This is a genomic window from Anoxybacillus tepidamans PS2 (assembly GCF_000620165.1).
Classification (GTDB): Bacteria; Bacillota; Bacilli; order Bacillales; family Anoxybacillaceae; genus Anoxybacteroides; species Anoxybacteroides tepidamans_A.
Genome location: NZ_JHVN01000019.1, coordinates 1 through 14,706 on the forward strand (window position 1 = coordinate 1; position 14,706 = coordinate 14,706).

The 14,706-nt window shown below is 39.1% G+C and carries 14 protein-coding genes and 1 rRNA gene; 14 read left to right on the plus strand and 1 reads right to left on the minus strand.

Features of this window, described 5'->3' with window-relative positions; all coding sequences use genetic code 11:
- The first annotated feature begins 193 nt into the window (after positions 1 to 193).
- From rrf to rsmI, 9 genes are all read left to right on the plus strand, one after another.
- Positions 194 to 310: ribosomal RNA gene (gene rrf, locus N667_RS0113740) — 5S ribosomal RNA — on the plus strand.
- Between the two features lie 1,203 nt (positions 311 to 1,513).
- A complete protein-coding gene (locus N667_RS19540) occupies positions 1,514 to 1,726 on the plus strand; it encodes a sigma factor G inhibitor Gin (RefSeq protein WP_332248974.1) in 213 nt (70 codons plus the stop codon).
- A 77-nt stretch (positions 1,727 to 1,803) separates the two neighbouring features.
- Positions 1,804 to 3,243 (plus strand): aminotransferase class I/II-fold pyridoxal phosphate-dependent enzyme, encoded by a 1,440-nt coding sequence (locus N667_RS0113750; protein WP_027410111.1) that lies wholly within the window; start codon positions 1,804 to 1,806, stop codon positions 3,241 to 3,243.
- A 23-nt stretch (positions 3,244 to 3,266) separates the two neighbouring features.
- Positions 3,267 to 3,905, plus strand: a complete 639-nt coding sequence (tmk, locus tag N667_RS0113755) for a dTMP kinase (RefSeq protein WP_027410112.1) — start codon at positions 3,267 to 3,269, stop codon at positions 3,903 to 3,905.
- Positions 3,906 to 4,029: 124 nt separating this feature from the next.
- A complete protein-coding gene (gene holB / locus N667_RS0113760) occupies positions 4,030 to 5,034 on the plus strand; it encodes a DNA polymerase III subunit delta' (RefSeq protein ID WP_027410113.1) in 1,005 nt (334 codons plus the stop codon).
- Complete coding sequence (locus tag N667_RS0113765; protein WP_027410114.1) at positions 5,027 to 5,854, plus strand: stage 0 sporulation family protein; 828 nt, start codon at positions 5,027 to 5,029, stop codon at positions 5,852 to 5,854. The genes holB and N667_RS0113765 overlap by 8 nt, the downstream gene beginning before the upstream one ends.
- Positions 5,855 to 5,869: 15 nt before the next feature.
- A complete protein-coding gene (yabA, locus tag N667_RS0113770; RefSeq protein WP_027410115.1) occupies positions 5,870 to 6,235 on the plus strand; it encodes a DNA replication initiation control protein YabA in 366 nt (121 codons plus the stop codon).
- A gap of 67 nt (positions 6,236 to 6,302) precedes the next feature.
- On the plus strand, positions 6,303 to 7,043 hold the full coding sequence (locus N667_RS0113775; RefSeq protein WP_027410116.1) for a tRNA1(Val) (adenine(37)-N6)-methyltransferase: 741 nt from the start codon (positions 6,303 to 6,305) through the stop codon (positions 7,041 to 7,043).
- A gap of 21 nt (positions 7,044 to 7,064) precedes the next feature.
- Positions 7,065 to 7,943, plus strand: a complete 879-nt coding sequence (rsmI, locus tag N667_RS0113780; RefSeq protein ID WP_027410117.1) for a 16S rRNA (cytidine(1402)-2'-O)-methyltransferase — start codon at positions 7,065 to 7,067, stop codon at positions 7,941 to 7,943.
- Positions 7,944 to 7,977: 34 nt separating this feature from the next.
- Here rsmI and N667_RS0113785 read toward each other — a convergent pair whose 3' ends face one another.
- On the minus strand, positions 7,978 to 8,262 hold the full coding sequence (locus N667_RS0113785) for an AbrB/MazE/SpoVT family DNA-binding domain-containing protein (RefSeq protein WP_027410118.1): 285 nt from the start codon (positions 8,260 to 8,262) through the stop codon (positions 7,978 to 7,980).
- Between the two features lie 494 nt (positions 8,263 to 8,756).
- Here N667_RS0113785 and metG point away from each other — a divergent pair, with 494 nt between their 5' ends.
- From metG to rsmA, 5 genes are all read left to right on the plus strand, one after another.
- Entirely contained in the window at positions 8,757 to 10,694 is a 1,938-nt protein-coding gene (metG, locus tag N667_RS0113790; RefSeq protein WP_027410119.1) for a methionine--tRNA ligase, read from the plus strand.
- Between the two features lie 137 nt (positions 10,695 to 10,831).
- Positions 10,832 to 11,602 (plus strand): TatD family hydrolase, encoded by a 771-nt coding sequence (locus N667_RS0113795; protein WP_027410120.1) that lies wholly within the window; start codon positions 10,832 to 10,834, stop codon positions 11,600 to 11,602.
- 203 nt (positions 11,603 to 11,805) lie between these two features.
- On the plus strand, positions 11,806 to 12,993 hold the full coding sequence (locus tag N667_RS0113800) for a ubiquitin-like domain-containing protein (protein ID WP_027410121.1): 1,188 nt from the start codon (positions 11,806 to 11,808) through the stop codon (positions 12,991 to 12,993).
- A gap of 194 nt (positions 12,994 to 13,187) precedes the next feature.
- Positions 13,188 to 13,748 (plus strand): ribonuclease M5, encoded by a 561-nt coding sequence (gene rnmV, locus N667_RS0113805; protein WP_027410122.1) that lies wholly within the window; start codon positions 13,188 to 13,190, stop codon positions 13,746 to 13,748.
- Entirely contained in the window at positions 13,745 to 14,632 is an 888-nt protein-coding gene (rsmA, locus tag N667_RS0113810) for a 16S rRNA (adenine(1518)-N(6)/adenine(1519)-N(6))-dimethyltransferase RsmA (RefSeq protein WP_027410123.1), read from the plus strand. Before rnmV ends, rsmA begins: the two co-directional genes overlap by 4 nt.
- The last annotated feature ends 74 nt before the right edge of the window (positions 14,633 to 14,706 follow it).

Sequence of the window (14,706 nt, forward strand, 5' to 3'; positions counted from 1 at the left end):
AAGAAAAGCGAAGGCGACTGTATAGCCACGAAGAGAGCGGAAGGCCTGCGAGGAGGCTGTTGCCGCCGCAGCAGGACAGAAGCGATTCGAGGGGCTAGGAGCCGAAGCTAGACAACACGAAAAGCGGAAATACCGCATCCTTTCTTCAACCTTTCACTGTTATCTAGTTTTGAAGGAACCATCCTTCAGACCGTCTAGTGACGATGGCGGAGAGGTCACACCCGTTCCCATCCCGAACACGGAAGTTAAGCTCTCCAGCGCCGATGGTAGTTGGGGCTAGCGCCCCTGCGAGAGTAGGACGTCGCTAGGCAAAAAAGCTGACTAAACAATGGTGTTTAGTCAGCTTTTTTATTTTATACAATCTTAATATATGAATTGCCTTTGTTCACGCAAATGTATAACGAATCGTACATCCATGCTTTTAGTCAAATACGTTTATGTAAACCTTTCCCACCTACACTCCGTTCGATCAAAAGAAGTTTCAGCGCAGAAAAAGGAGGTCCTCTCCTGCTCAATTCAATAAGAGGGACTGCTTCCCTCGTTCGTACTTTTTCCAGCAGTGGGCCCCTTTTGACATTTCTCTTGCCGTTATTGAGTCTCGGCGAGTTTCTTGTTTCGCAGCCGATGCAAGAAGCAGATCTTTCGTCTAGTGATCAAGAGAGCTTGGCCGTTTTCGCAAAACGCTCCGATGGTATGAATTTCGCCAAGATCGACATCAACTGAACGACCGGGTTGATGCGCTTTCGCCTCGGTCTCATTGTCATAAGGATCGCTAAGTACTAATCGTGGTCATAACAACATTCGATTTCTTTAATGGTTCCTTTTGACAAGCGGGAGACGTGGGCGATGATCGGTTCTTTTCTCTTTCTTTGATGGATACCCATCGATAAGGTGATGGTTCCATTTTCGTCAATTTTGAAACAGCCTTTCATCCATTTGGTGTGGAAGGATTTCTTTTGTTTTTACGAATAATAAGCATGACGAATTCCTTTTTGAAGATTGTCGTGCAAAGGAGAGTATTAGTAGCAGACCGCTTGAATCGACTGAATATGAAGATGAAATCGTCCTTTCGTTTGCTTTTTGAAATGCGTCGACCATACTGAGGGAAGTAGTCTTTAGCCAATCGGAGGCACTCATTCCAGACGCGGGTCGACTCCCGATTGCAGACCTAAAGACGCTCAAAATCCCTCTCGGATGCACGAAAGTCGACTTTTTGACCGCGAAGCATCCAGATTCCTCCCTTTCACGATCTTGGCTAAGAAGATTATGGAACATATATTCTATACTAGGAAGAAAATGTCCGATTCATTCTCCATCTACAGGTTGTTTCAAGGTAAGAGGCTTCTCGGTGGATATGTTAAAAGCTTTGTACTTTATGTTTGTAATTACTGAAAAATGACTTAGCATGAATAAAATATTTGAGTTACGTTTATATACTCTTCTACAAACAAACTAAAAATACATATCTTGTAAGTATAGAAACTAATAAATGAGGGAATTCTAAAAATGGGAGGTGGAGAATTTGGACCAATCTACGGCCAGTCATTCCATAGGAGAAACATGTATTGTTTGTGAACAATTAAAAAAACAAGGGATTCGAATCTATACCAAATTCCTATGTATAGACTGTGAAAGAGAAATCGTGCAGACGGATGTACATGATCCGAGATATCAATTTTATTTACAGCAATTAAGAAAAATAATGAATCGAGAGATATATTCATAGTTTCAGGTCCTATTAATAGGGCCTATTTTATTTTAATATATTTAATTAGGATAACTAAAAACAAGGAATGATGTGATATGGAACATAAGCAACACGAAACGCCTTTATACAACGCTTTAAAACAACATTGTTCAGCCAATCCTCTTTCTTTTCATGTTCCTGGACATAAATACGGGGAAGTTTTTCTAAAACAGGCTAAGGAAGATTATCAGCATTTATTGAAGTTAGATGCTACGGAATTAAACGGATTGGATGATCTGCATCAGCCGGAAACTGTTATTGCCGCAGCACAAAGGTTGGCTGCTGAGTTATATGGTGTAGATGAAACATTTTTTTTAGTAAATGGATCAACAGTTGGCAACTTAGTGATGATTTTTGCCACATGCGAGGAAAATTCTAAAGTTATTGTACAAAGGAATTGCCATAAATCCATTATTCATGCGCTTCAGTTAGTTGGGGCTACGCCAGTGTTTCTTTCGCCTCAATTTGATGACAATGTGAAAGTCCCTTCTTATATTCCTTATGAGGTGGTAAAACAAACTGTTGAATGCCATCCGGATGCAAAGGCGTTAATTTTGACCAACCCCAATTATTATGGTATGGCAGTTGATTTAACTGAAATCGTAGATATGGCTCATCGGTATCATATACCTGTTCTTGTAGATGAGGCGCATGGTGCTCATTTTGTGTTAGGTCATCCTTTTCCAAAAACAGCAATAGCATGTGGCGCAGATGTCGTCGTGCAGTCAGCACATAAAACATTGCCGGCGATGACTATGGGTTCGTATCTACATGTAAACAGTTCGCTTGTAGATAAGGATAAAATCAAGTATTTTTTACAAGTATTTCAGTCGAGCAGCCCGTCTTATCCAATTATGGCTTCACTGGATTTGGCAAGGAGTTATGTAGCTAACTTATCAACCAAGGATATTCATCATATACAAAAACAGGTTGATTTATGGAAAAATGCGCTAAATGATATAGAAGGGATAGAAGTAGCTGAGTCGCAAGATCCATTGGTCAGTACAGATTTGTTGAAAATTACCATGCAAACAAGATGTACGCTATCCGGTTACGAACTCCAAAAACGTTTAGAAACGGAGAACATTTTTACGGAATTAGCAGATCCTTTTAATGTTCTTTTCGTATATCCTTTAGCTTTATTAGAAAATGTGGAGAAGATTATAGGAAAAATAAAGAGAGCTTTTGATGGATTGCAGTGTTCTGAAGATTTATTTCAATCCTTAAAACCATTTTCATTTACAGAAATATCACAATCCATTTCCTATCGGGAGTTAAAGAAGCTGCCCCAAAAATTTGTACATATAGAGCAAGCGGAAGGACTTGTAGCGGCAGAAACGATTATTCCGTATCCGCCAGGAATTCCTTTGTTGATGACAGGCGAAGTGATCAACGATAAGCATATTCAATATATCCTTGAATTAAAAAAACATCGTTCCCATTTTCAAGGAGGAAAAAAGCTAGCGCTTCATCAAGTTGAGGTTTTTGAGAAATAAATAAACGAGAAAGGTGATAAACTGTGGAAGGATATTTTTTTTCTTTTGAAGGACCAGAGGGAGCAGGAAAAACAACCATTATTTCTAAGTTGGAATTGTTTTTACGCGAAAAGGGATGGGACGTTGTTGCTACGAGGGAACCTGGAGGCATCGAAATTGCAGAGGAAATTCGTGCAGTCATTTTAAATCCTGCACATACCAAAATGGATGCGCGTACAGAAGCATTGCTTTACGCAGCTGCCAGAAGACAACATTTGGTAGAAAAAATCATTCCTGCGATTGAAAAAGGAAAAATTGTGTTGTGCGATCGCTTTATCGACAGCTCACTCGCTTATCAAGGATTTGCGAGAGGATTAGGGGTTGATGAAGTATTGAGCATTAATGAATTTGCTATTTCCGGTTATTTTCCTTCGTTAACGTTTTATTTTGATATAGATCCTAAAATAGGGATCGAGCGAATTTACAACAATCGACTTCGAGAAATTAATCGTCTTGATATGGAGGGTTTGTCGTTCCATAACAAAGTACGGCAAGGTTATTTGCAATTAGTGGAACGTTTCCCTCATCGTATGATAAGAATTGATGCTTCTAAATCAATTGAGGAAGTATTTGTAGAAACGGTTGCTGTGCTTATGCAGAGAATTGAAGGAAAGGAAAAATGATTCTTCCATCAAACATAAAATGATGAAATGATAAAGACGTGTTAGAATAGAAATGGACTTTCCTTTTTCATCTTTCTAGAGAGGGAAAGTCCCCTTCTATAATAAAGATAAGTGAGTGGTGTATGTGGCTGTCGTTTGGGAAGAACTTGAGCAATACCAGCCGATTGTATTGAGGCTGTTAGCTAATAGTATTGAAAAAGGCAGAGTGGCTCATGCTTATTTATTCGAAGGACAACGTGGCACGGGTAAAAAGGAAGTCAGCGTTTTGTTTGCGAAGAGTTTGTTTTGTTTCAACCGAGTTGAATATAAACCGTGCAACGAGTGTATAAATTGCCGCAGAATTGATTCGAGAAACCATCCAGATGTTCATTGGATTGAACCAGACGGACAATCGATCAAAAAGGGCCAAATTGAGGCGCTGCAGGAAGAGTTTTCAAAAACAGGCGTCGAGTCGAATCAAAAGTTGTACGTTATTAATCATGCCGATAAAATGACGACGAATGCGGCAAATAGCTTATTGAAATTTTTAGAAGAACCTTATCGGGGAACTACAGCGATTTTATTAACTGAACAATATCATCGTATGCTAACGACTATTATTTCACGATGTCAAGTTTTATCGTTTCAGCCATTGCCGCCTACTGTCCTCGCTAATTATTTAAAGGAGCAACAAATTCCACTTCACCTTGCTCTTCTTGCAGCTCATGTTACGAATAACCGCGAAGAAGCAATCGAATTAAGTCGAGATGATTGGTTTGCAGAGGCGCGAAAAATAGTGTTACAATTATATGAAGCGCTAAATAAAAACAATCTTCAGGCTCTTTTTGTCATACATGAAAAATGGATACCCCATTTTCAAGATAAGCAACAGATTGATATAGGATTAGATCTGTTATTGTATTTATATAAAGACCTACTGTATTTGCAATTAGGGCAATTAGAAAATATCATATATCGTGATCGAATGAATGATTTGCAGCAATGGGCTCTTACTTGTTCGCAAAAGCGTATTATTCAAAACATGTCGACAGTTTTACAAGCAAAAGCGCGTTTAAATACAAATATGAATGTACAACTTTTAATGGAACAGCTGATCCTCAATTTAAAGGAGGGAAGAACATTTGTATAATGTAGTGGGCGTCCGCTTTAAAAAAGCGGGAAAAATTTATTATTTTGATCCCGGGGAACTAACAATACCGACAGGGGAGTTTGTCATTGTTGAAACAGTTCGTGGTATCGAGTTTGGAAAAGTAGTTATAAGCAATAAACAGGTGGATGAAAACGATATTGTTCTCCCTTTAAAAAAGGTCATTCGCATTGCTGATGCTAAAGACAAAATGGTAGTTGAGGAAAATAAAAAGGCTGCTCAGGAAGCATACCAAATTTGTTTAAAAAAGGTAGAAGAGCACGGGCTTGAAATGAAGCTCGTGGATGTTGAATATACGTTTGATCGCAATAAAGTAATTTTTTATTTCACGGCAGATGGACGTGTTGATTTCCGGGAGCTTGTTAAGGATTTAGCAGCTATTTTCCGAACGCGTATCGAGCTTAGACAAATTGGCGTGCGTGATGAAGCAAAAATGCTTGGCGGAATTGGACCTTGTGGGAGAATGCTTTGTTGTTCGACGTTTTTAGGAGATTTTGATCCTGTGTCCATCAAAATGGCGAAAGATCAAAATTTATCTTTAAATCCAACAAAAATTTCTGGTCTCTGCGGTCGACTAATGTGTTGTTTAAAATATGAAAACGATGAATATGAAACGGCGAAAGAACAGTTGCCTGACCTAGGCGAGTACATTGAAACCCCACATGGTCTCGGAAGAGTAGTTGGCTTGAATATTTTAGAAAGAGTGCTGCAGGTGGAGTTGTCGGAGCATGAGCGAGTGGTAGAGTATACGATCGATGAGTTAGTGAAAGAAGGGGTTTTATCGATTCAAGCCACAGATTAATTGAGGTGGATTTGCGTGGATAAAAAAGAGATTTTTCAATCAGTAGCAAGTATGGAAGAACAAATTAGTCATTTGTACCGTCAGCTTGTCGAACTAAAGGAGCATCTTGCTCAACTACTAGAGGAAAATCGGCATTTACGGATAGAAAATAATCATTTGCGCGAGCGACTTGAGCAGCTCACCGGGGATGTAACGACTATAAAGAGAAAAGCAAAAGTTGATAAGCAGAGGAATAATGATCGAAAGTTTATTGATATCGGCGAGGGGTATGACAACTTAGCAAGGCTTTATCAAGAAGGATTCCATATTTGTAACGTTCATTACGGAAGTGTCCGCACGGAAGATTGTTTATTTTGCTTATCATTTTTAAATAAAAAGTAATAGCCGAGCCTTTCCAAGTAGGGAGAGGCTCTTTTCTTGAAAGATGACGAAAGAGGGTATTAAGTTAATGGTTGCACTGTATGGTGATGAGAGACTTGATTATCTTTTGAACGAGGATATGCGTATTATACAAAGCCCATCTGTATTTGCGTTTTCGCTAGATGCAGTTTTATTAGCGAAATTCGCCTATATGCCGATTCAAAAAGGACAAATTGTCGATTTATGTACCGGAAATGGGGTTATTCCGCTTTTGTTAAGCAAAAGAACGAAAGGAAAAATAGTGGGCATCGAAATTCAAGAACGCATTTATGACATGGCTAGACGAAGTGTGCAATACAACAAACTAGAAGAGCAAATCGAGATCATTCATGGGGACATTAAAGATATACCTAAGCAAATTGGCTATAGCAAGTATGATGTTGTAACTTGTAATCCTCCATATTTTCCAACAGTTAGCGAGGAGGAAATGAATAAAAATAGGCATCTGGCTATTGCGCGTCATGAAATTTATTGTACATTGGAAGATGTAATTAGAGTAAGCAGCCAATTGCTTAAACAAGGGGGAAAAGCTGCTTTTGTTCACCGTCCGGGGCGCTTGCTAGATATTGTTACCTTGATGAGGAAGTATCGATTAGAACCGAAACGATTGCGTTTTGTATATCCGAAAATCGGGAAAGAAGCGAATACAATCCTAATAGAGGGAATCAAAGATGGAAATCCAGATTTGAAAATTTTGCCTCCATTAATTGTTTATAATAATAATGAATATACCGATGAAGTGAACCAAATTTTATATGGAATTTCATAATAATAAAGGAGAAAAAGTATGTTGTGGCAGCAAAAAAGTTTTACAGGACAAAGTAATGGCGGCATTTTATATATTGTACCGACTCCTATTGGGAACCTAGAGGATATGACGTTTCGGGCATTACGGATCTTAAAAGAAGTTGATTTTATTGCCGCAGAGGATACGAGACAAACGAAAAAATTGTTGCGTCATTTTGAAATTGCTACTCCCGTTATTAGCTATCACGAGCATAATAAGTACACAGCTGGTCCAAAAATTGTTGAATGGTTGCAGCAGGGGAAAAATGTAGCATTAGTAAGCGATGCAGGAATGCCTGCGATTTCCGACCCGGGATATGAACTTGTGGTGATGGTTATAAAAGAGCACTATACTGTTGTTCCGCTTCCAGGGGCTAATGCCGCGGTAACCGCTCTTGTTGCTTCTGGACTGCCAACTGATCATTTTTATTTTTTTGGTTTTCTTGATCGGGGGAAAAAAGAGAGAAAAAAGCAACTTGAAGCGTTGAGACATATTCGCGATACCCTAATTTTTTATGAAGCACCGCACCGATTAGAAGACACGCTACTTGCTATGCATGAAGTATTAGGAGAGCGAAATATTGCTCTATGTCGCGAATTGACAAAGCGATTTGAAGAGTTTGTTCGAGGTACGATAAGCGAGGTCATAAATTGGGTAAAATGCGAGGAGATTCGCGGTGAATTTTGTATTATTGTGGAAGGTGCGAAAGAAAGCGAAGAAGATGAAAACACAATGGATAAGTGGTGGCAATCGCTCTCCGTTGTAGAGCATGTTGATTATTATATTAATGAGAAAAAATGGAGCTCCAAGGAAGCCGTCAAGCAAACGGCTAAAGACAGAAATATGTCGAAAAGGGAGATATATCAACAGTATCACCAATAAAAAAAGTTCTCTAGAAAAATCTAGAGAACTTTTTTTATTTCGACATTTCTAAATTCTCTTGGATTTCTTTAAGAAGAATTTCTGCTCCTTCACGGCTTAAAATAATCTTGCCGCCGGCAAGTTTGAAGTTGTCGTCAGAAACTTCGCCTGTCACGACACATGTCATATTTGGTTTATACTTTTTCAAGATGATACGCTCGTCATCAACATAAATTTCTAATGCATCTTTTTCTGCGATATCTAATGTGCGACGCAATTCAATCGGAATAACAACACGACCTAATTCATCCACTTTACGAACAATGCCTGTAGATTTCATTGAACAATCTCCTCCCCACAAGTGATTTTGATTTTCTATGTTTTTAGTCTTTTATTCGTCAATATTCGACAAAATTCCTACAACCTAATCATATCAGTGTTTCCATTATACGTCAATCCTTTTATATGTAAAATTAAAAAAAAATGTATTTTACTATTTTAGAAAATGTTTAAATTTGATTTTTTACCTATAAATAAATATTATTTGATATATTAGAAAAACTATTATATTGATACACATCCCGAAAAATAATGAATTTTTTTCCTTTTTTATGATTATTTTTACAAAAAACTTGTATATACATATTATCTAAATAGTGATTATTCGACAAAATTCAACTTTGTTTGTTGACACCCACCTCATTTTTATGTATATTTTTCCAAGATAAAAGAAATAGATGTTTTTATATAACAGAAAAATCATATAAAATATATATTAAGAACAATCGCTCTCGTCCTTCGGGCGGGGGTTTTTCTATATGAGGAGGGTCAAGGATGGAAAAGAAAACATTTTATATTACGACGCCTATTTATTACCCAAGTGGAAAACTACATATTGGACATGCTTATACAACTGTTGCAGGCGATGCGATGGCACGCTATAAACGTCTTCGCGGGTACGATGTGATGTATTTAACAGGAACGGATGAGCACGGGCAAAAAATTCAGCGAAAAGCCGAAGAAAAAGGCGTCACTCCCCAAGCCTATGTAGATGAGATTGTTGCAGGCATTCAAGAACTATGGAAAAAACTCGATATTTCCTATGACGATTTTATCCGCACGACGGAAGATCGCCACAAAGAAGCGGTTGAAAAGATTTTCGCTCGCCTTGTCGAGCAAGGTGATATTTATTTAGATGAATACGAAGGATGGTACTGTACCCCTTGTGAGTCTTTCTATACGGAGAGACAGCTTGTTGATGGGAATTGCCCTGATTGTAATCGTTCGGTAGAAAAAGTAAAAGAAGAATCCTACTTTTTTAACATGAGTAAATATGTTGACCGTCTTCTTCAATATTACGAAGAAAATCCAGAATTTATCCAACCGGAATCACGAAAAAATGAAATGATTAACAATTTCATTAAACCTGGATTGGAGGATTTAGCGGTCTCGAGAACAACGTTTGATTGGGGAATTAAAGTGCCAGGAGATCCGAAACATGTTATCTATGTATGGATCGATGCATTATCTAACTATATTACGGCGCTAGGCTACGGAGCAGAGAATGATGAAAAGTTCTTAAAATATTGGCCAGCTGATGTACATTTAGTCGGAAAAGAGATTGTGCGTTTTCACACGATTTATTGGCCAATTATGTTAATGGCATTAGATTTACCGCTTCCGAAAAAAGTGTTTGCTCATGGCTGGCTATTAATGAAAGACGGCAAAATGTCGAAATCAAAAGGAAATGTTGTCGATCCCGTGACGTTAATTGACCGCTATGGTCTAGACGCGCTTCGTTATTACTTGCTTCGCGAAGTTCCATTCGGTTCAGACGGGGTGTTCACGCCAGAAGGTTTTGTCGAGCGTATTAATTACGACTTAGCGAACGATTTAGGAAACTTATTAAATCGTACAGTGGCTATGATCGAAAAATATTTTGCCGGTGCAATCCCGCCTTATAGTGGACCGAAAACGGCATTTGATGATGAGCTTGTCGAAATGTCGAAAGAAATAGTAAAGCAGTACGAAGAAGCGATGGAAAAAATGGAGTTCTCGGTGGCATTGACAGCGGTGTGGCAGTTGATTAGCCGCACGAACAAATATATCGACGAAACACAGCCTTGGGTATTAGCAAAAGAGGACACGAATAAGGAAAAATTAGCATCTGTTATGACGCATTTAGCCGAATCTCTCCGTCATATAGCGATTTTACTTCGTCCGTTTTTAACGCGCACGCCGGAAAAAATCTTTAAGCAGTTAGGCATTGTGCAAGAAGAATTAAAAATATGGGAAAGTTTGTATGAATTTGGTCTTATTAAAGAAGGAACAAGAGTCGAGAAGGGAGAACCGCTTTTCCCTCGCTTAGAAATAGAAGCTGAAGTAGCTTATATTAAAGAGCAAATGCAAGGCGACAAGCCAGCGCAACCACAGCCAACAGAAGCGATAGATGAAATCGCCATCGATGATTTTATGAAAATTGACTTGAGGGTTGCACAAGTGCTGCATGCGGAACCTGTAAAAAATGCTAATAAGCTTCTTAAGCTGCAACTGGATCTTGGATATGAGAAACGCCAAGTCGTCTCCGGGATCGCTGAGTTTTATAAACCTGAGCAATTAATAGGAAAGAAGGTCATTTGCGTAACAAATTTAAAGCCAGCGAAATTGCGAGGCGAGTTGTCCCAAGGAATGATTTTGGCGGGACAAACAAACGGTGTGCTGTCTTTAGCTACTGTCGATGAAAATCTTCCGAATGGGACAAAAATAAAATAATGCATTCAATGAAAGAGGTGGGCGCGGGATGCGGGCGACACCTCTTTGTTGTCATTTTGTAATATAAATGTTAACGAGCTGTGATATATGTAATCGCTTTGTATGATACACTTAACAACGAAAAAGGAGCTAGGAGTATGTTATTTGATACACATGCGCATTTAAATGCATTGCAATATAGTGAAGATGTAGAAGAGGTCATTCAACGAGCCTGCGACGAAGGGGTATCTCACATTGTCGTTGTAGGATTTGACCGTCCAACCATTTCACGGGCGATCAAGTTGGCGGAACAATACGATTTTATTTATGCGGCTGTCGGTTGGCATCCTGTCGATGCGATTGACATGACTGATGAAGATTTGCAAATGCTTGAGAAGTTAGCCTCGCATCCGAAGGTAGTTGCTTTAGGAGAGATGGGGCTTGACTATTATTGGGATAAATCTCCTAAAGAAGTGCAAAAAGAAGTATTTCGTAAGCAAATTGCTTTGGCTAAAAAAGTGAGATTACCAATTATCATACATAATCGCGAGGCGACAGCAGATATTTTAGAGATTTTGCAAGAAGAAAACGCGAAAGAAGTCGGCGGAATTATGCATTGCTTTACAGGTAGCATTGAGGTAGCGAAACAGTGCATTGATATGAACTTTTATCTTTCATTTGGCGGACCGGTGACGTTTAAAAACGCAAAAAAGCCGAAAGAAGTAGCGAAAGAAATTCCGCTCGAGCATTTGCTTATTGAAACAGATTGTCCTTATTTAACTCCTCATCCGTTCCGGGGGAAACGAAATGAACCGAGCTATGTGAAATATGTAGCAGAAGCGATTGCTGAATTAAAAGGTGTTTCTTTTGAAGAAGTAGCAACAAAAACATGTGAAAACGCCAAAAAATTATTCGGCATCAATCGCTAGTAAAAACTGTCGTTTTTTTGGAAGGCTTGTCTAATAATTGGTGAAGAAAAAAGAGTTCTACAAATTTAGAGTCTTGCATAGTATAGACATGTCGACAAGTCTTCCTTTCCTTTTACCTTGATTTTTTGCATAATAGAGTGTGTTTACGCGTAAAGAGGTTAAGGGAGGAGAAATAAGGACAAGAGAAGGAGGCGTTTCAAAACGTGTTAACAAACATGAGGAGTCTGCTGTCCGGTTCGTTCAGAAAGAATTTAACGATAACTGCTAGTAGTTTGATAGCTTTTTCGGCAACAACTGGATTTGCGGGATATGAGGCAACGAAAGAACATGTGATACTTACAAAGGATGGGAAGAAGCAGGAGATTCGTACACATGCCGATACAGTTCGAGAGTTGTTAGAAGAACAGCACATTCACCCGCGGCCTGAAGATTATGTATATCCTTCGCTTGATGCAGCTGTAACAGATGATCTACATATTGTTTGGGAACCGAGTAAAAGAGTTACCATGACGATAGATGGGAAACAAAAAGAAATTTGGACGACTGCAAAAAATGTAAAAGAACTATTAGCCGCCCAACATATTGTTTTAGGACCACACGATCAAGTATCTCCATCAATTGATGCGAATATTCAAAAAGGGATGAATATTTCGCTTGAAAAAGCGTTTCCCGTTCAGTTAAATGTCGGCGGTAAACAACAACAGGTATGGGCAACTTCGACTACTGTCGCTGACTTTTTAAAGCAGCACAACATCACATTGAATGAACTCGACCGTGTTGAACCATCATTAAATGATAAAATAAAAGCAAATATGGTCGTAAAGGTTACTAAAGTTCAAAAAGTCACCGATGTAGTGGAAGAACCAGTAAATTTTGCAGTCGTCACCCGAAGAGATGCCAGCCTGCCTAGGGGGCAGCAACGAGTCATCAGTCCCGGCGAAAAAGGGCTCGTATCAAAGCAATATGAGGTCATATTGGAAAATGGAAAAGAAGTGTCGCGCAAATTAGTAAAGACAGAAACAGTTAAACAAAGTCAAGATCGTGTCGTGGCTGTGGGTACTAGAGAAACGTATATCACATCACGCGGCTCAGCACAATCATCTAGAGAGATTTATGTTACTGCCACTGCATATACTGCTTATTGTAGTGGATGTTCTGGAAAAACGCGAACAGGTATTAACTTGCGTTCTAATCCTCATATGAAAGTAATTGCAGTTGATCCCCGCATAATTCCGCTCGGTTCGAAAGTGTATGTAGAAGGGTACGGTTATGCAATTGCAGGGGACACGGGAGCTGGGATCAACGGTTATGAAATTGATGTTTTCTTTCCTGATAAGTCGTCTGCTTTTCGTTGGGGGAAGAAGCGTGTAAAAGTAAGAATTATACAATAAGGAAGAAGACAGGGGGTTTTTTTGCCCTCTGTTTTTTCGTTATAATGGAAAGTGATTTTCCACACTTATTAGACGAAAAAGCAAGTAAAAAGTTTCATTTTTTATGAAAACGATAAAAATATTTATGGTAAAAATATTTGTCTATTTTGATTCGGAAAGGGGGAAGCGCAGGAACTTGTTTCTGCGCACCAGTGTTGAAGATTAAAGAAATCATTGTTGTCGAAGGACGAGATGATACGGTGGCAATCCAGCGGGCCGTTGCTGCCGATACGATCGAAACGAACGGTTCAGCTATTAATGACGAAACGATCGAACGAATTAAGCTAGCGAAGGAAAAACGAGGAGTTATTATTTTTACTGACCCGGATTTTCCGGGAGAAAAAATTCGCAAGACCATTGCTGAACGTGTTCCAGGATGTAAGCACGCATTTTTACCTAAACAGTCCGCTCTTGCTAAAAGAGGAAAAGGAGTTGGCGTAGAACACGCCTCTGTAGAAGCAATCCGTAAAGCGCTCGAAAACGTATATGAAGAGACAGATGAGTGGAATGAAGATATTACATTAGATGATCTCTTAGCAGCCGGATTGATTGGAGGGAGTTTAGCTAAGACTCGTCGACAACGTCTAGGTCAATTATTAAAAATAGGTTATACGAATGGGAAACAGCTTCATAAGCGATTAAGAATGTTTCAAATTTCCAAAGAAGCTTTTTATAATGCATTGGAGCAAATACTTCAGGAGGAAAATACAGAATGATTAAAGATATTGCTACGCCAGCGCGCACGCGTGAAATTTTAGATAAATATGGTTTTTCATTTAAAAAAAGTCTGGGACAAAATTTTTTAATTGATACAAATATTTTGCGCCGCATCGTTGATTTTGCAGGATTATCCGATACGACGGGGGTCATTGAGATCGGCCCGGGTATTGGGGCATTGACAGAACAACTTGCGCGACGCGCCAAAAAGGTTGTCGCGTTCGAAATAGATCAGCGTCTTTTGCCGATTTTAGCAGACACTCTTTCATCTTATCCAAATGTGTGTATTATTCATCAAGATGTACTGAAAGCCGATATTCGCTCTGTTATTGACAAGGAATTCAAAGATGTAAGCGATATTATGGTTGTTGCTAATCTTCCATATTACGTGACGACGCCGATTATTATGAAGTTGCTAACAGATGCTTTGCCGATTCGCGGTATTGTGGTGATGTTGCAAAAAGAGGTGGCTGACCGAATTTCTGCACGACCGGGAACAAAAGATTATGGCTCTTTATCTATTGCTGTTCAATATTATACGGAAGCAGAAACTGTAATGAATGTCCCCCGTACTGTTTTTATGCCGCAACCGAATGTGGATTCAGCTGTGATTCGTCTAGTGAAAAGAGACAAACCAGCCGTCGAAGTAAATAATGAATCATTTTTCTTTCAAGTGGTACGTGCAAGTTTTGGACAACGGAGAAAAACGATCTTAAATAATTTAATAAGTCATTTGCCAAATGGAAAGCAACTGAAAGAGAGTGTTGAGGGTACACTAACAGATCTCGGAATTGACCCTCGCCGCCGCGGTGAAACGTTGACAATTGAGGAATTTGCAGCTCTCAGCAACAGCTTGGCAAAAGTGTTCTGTGAAAAGGCCTAGTTTTTAGGCCTTTTTCTTTTCACGTCTTTTAGGTATATGCATATTGTACTTAATAAACGGCATATATTTTGGAG

Bases quoted from the DNA above. Each gene is read 5' to 3' on its own strand.
- N667_RS0113750 (WP_027410111.1), top strand. From the start codon at position 1,804: ATGGAACATAAGCAACACGAAACGCCTTTATACAACGCTTTAAAACAA.
- N667_RS0113775 (WP_027410116.1), top strand. From the start codon at position 6,303: ATGGTTGCACTGTATGGTGATGAGAGACTTGATTATCTTTTGAACGAG.
- N667_RS0113785 (WP_027410118.1), bottom strand. From the start codon at position 8,262: ATGAAATCTACAGGCATTGTTCGTAAAGTGGATGAATTAGGTCGTGTT.
- metG (WP_027410119.1), top strand. From the start codon at position 8,757: ATGGAAAAGAAAACATTTTATATTACGACGCCTATTTATTACCCAAGT.
- N667_RS0113795 (WP_027410120.1), top strand. From the start codon at position 10,832: ATGTTATTTGATACACATGCGCATTTAAATGCATTGCAATATAGTGAA.
- rsmA (WP_027410123.1), top strand. From the start codon at position 13,745: ATGATTAAAGATATTGCTACGCCAGCGCGCACGCGTGAAATTTTAGAT.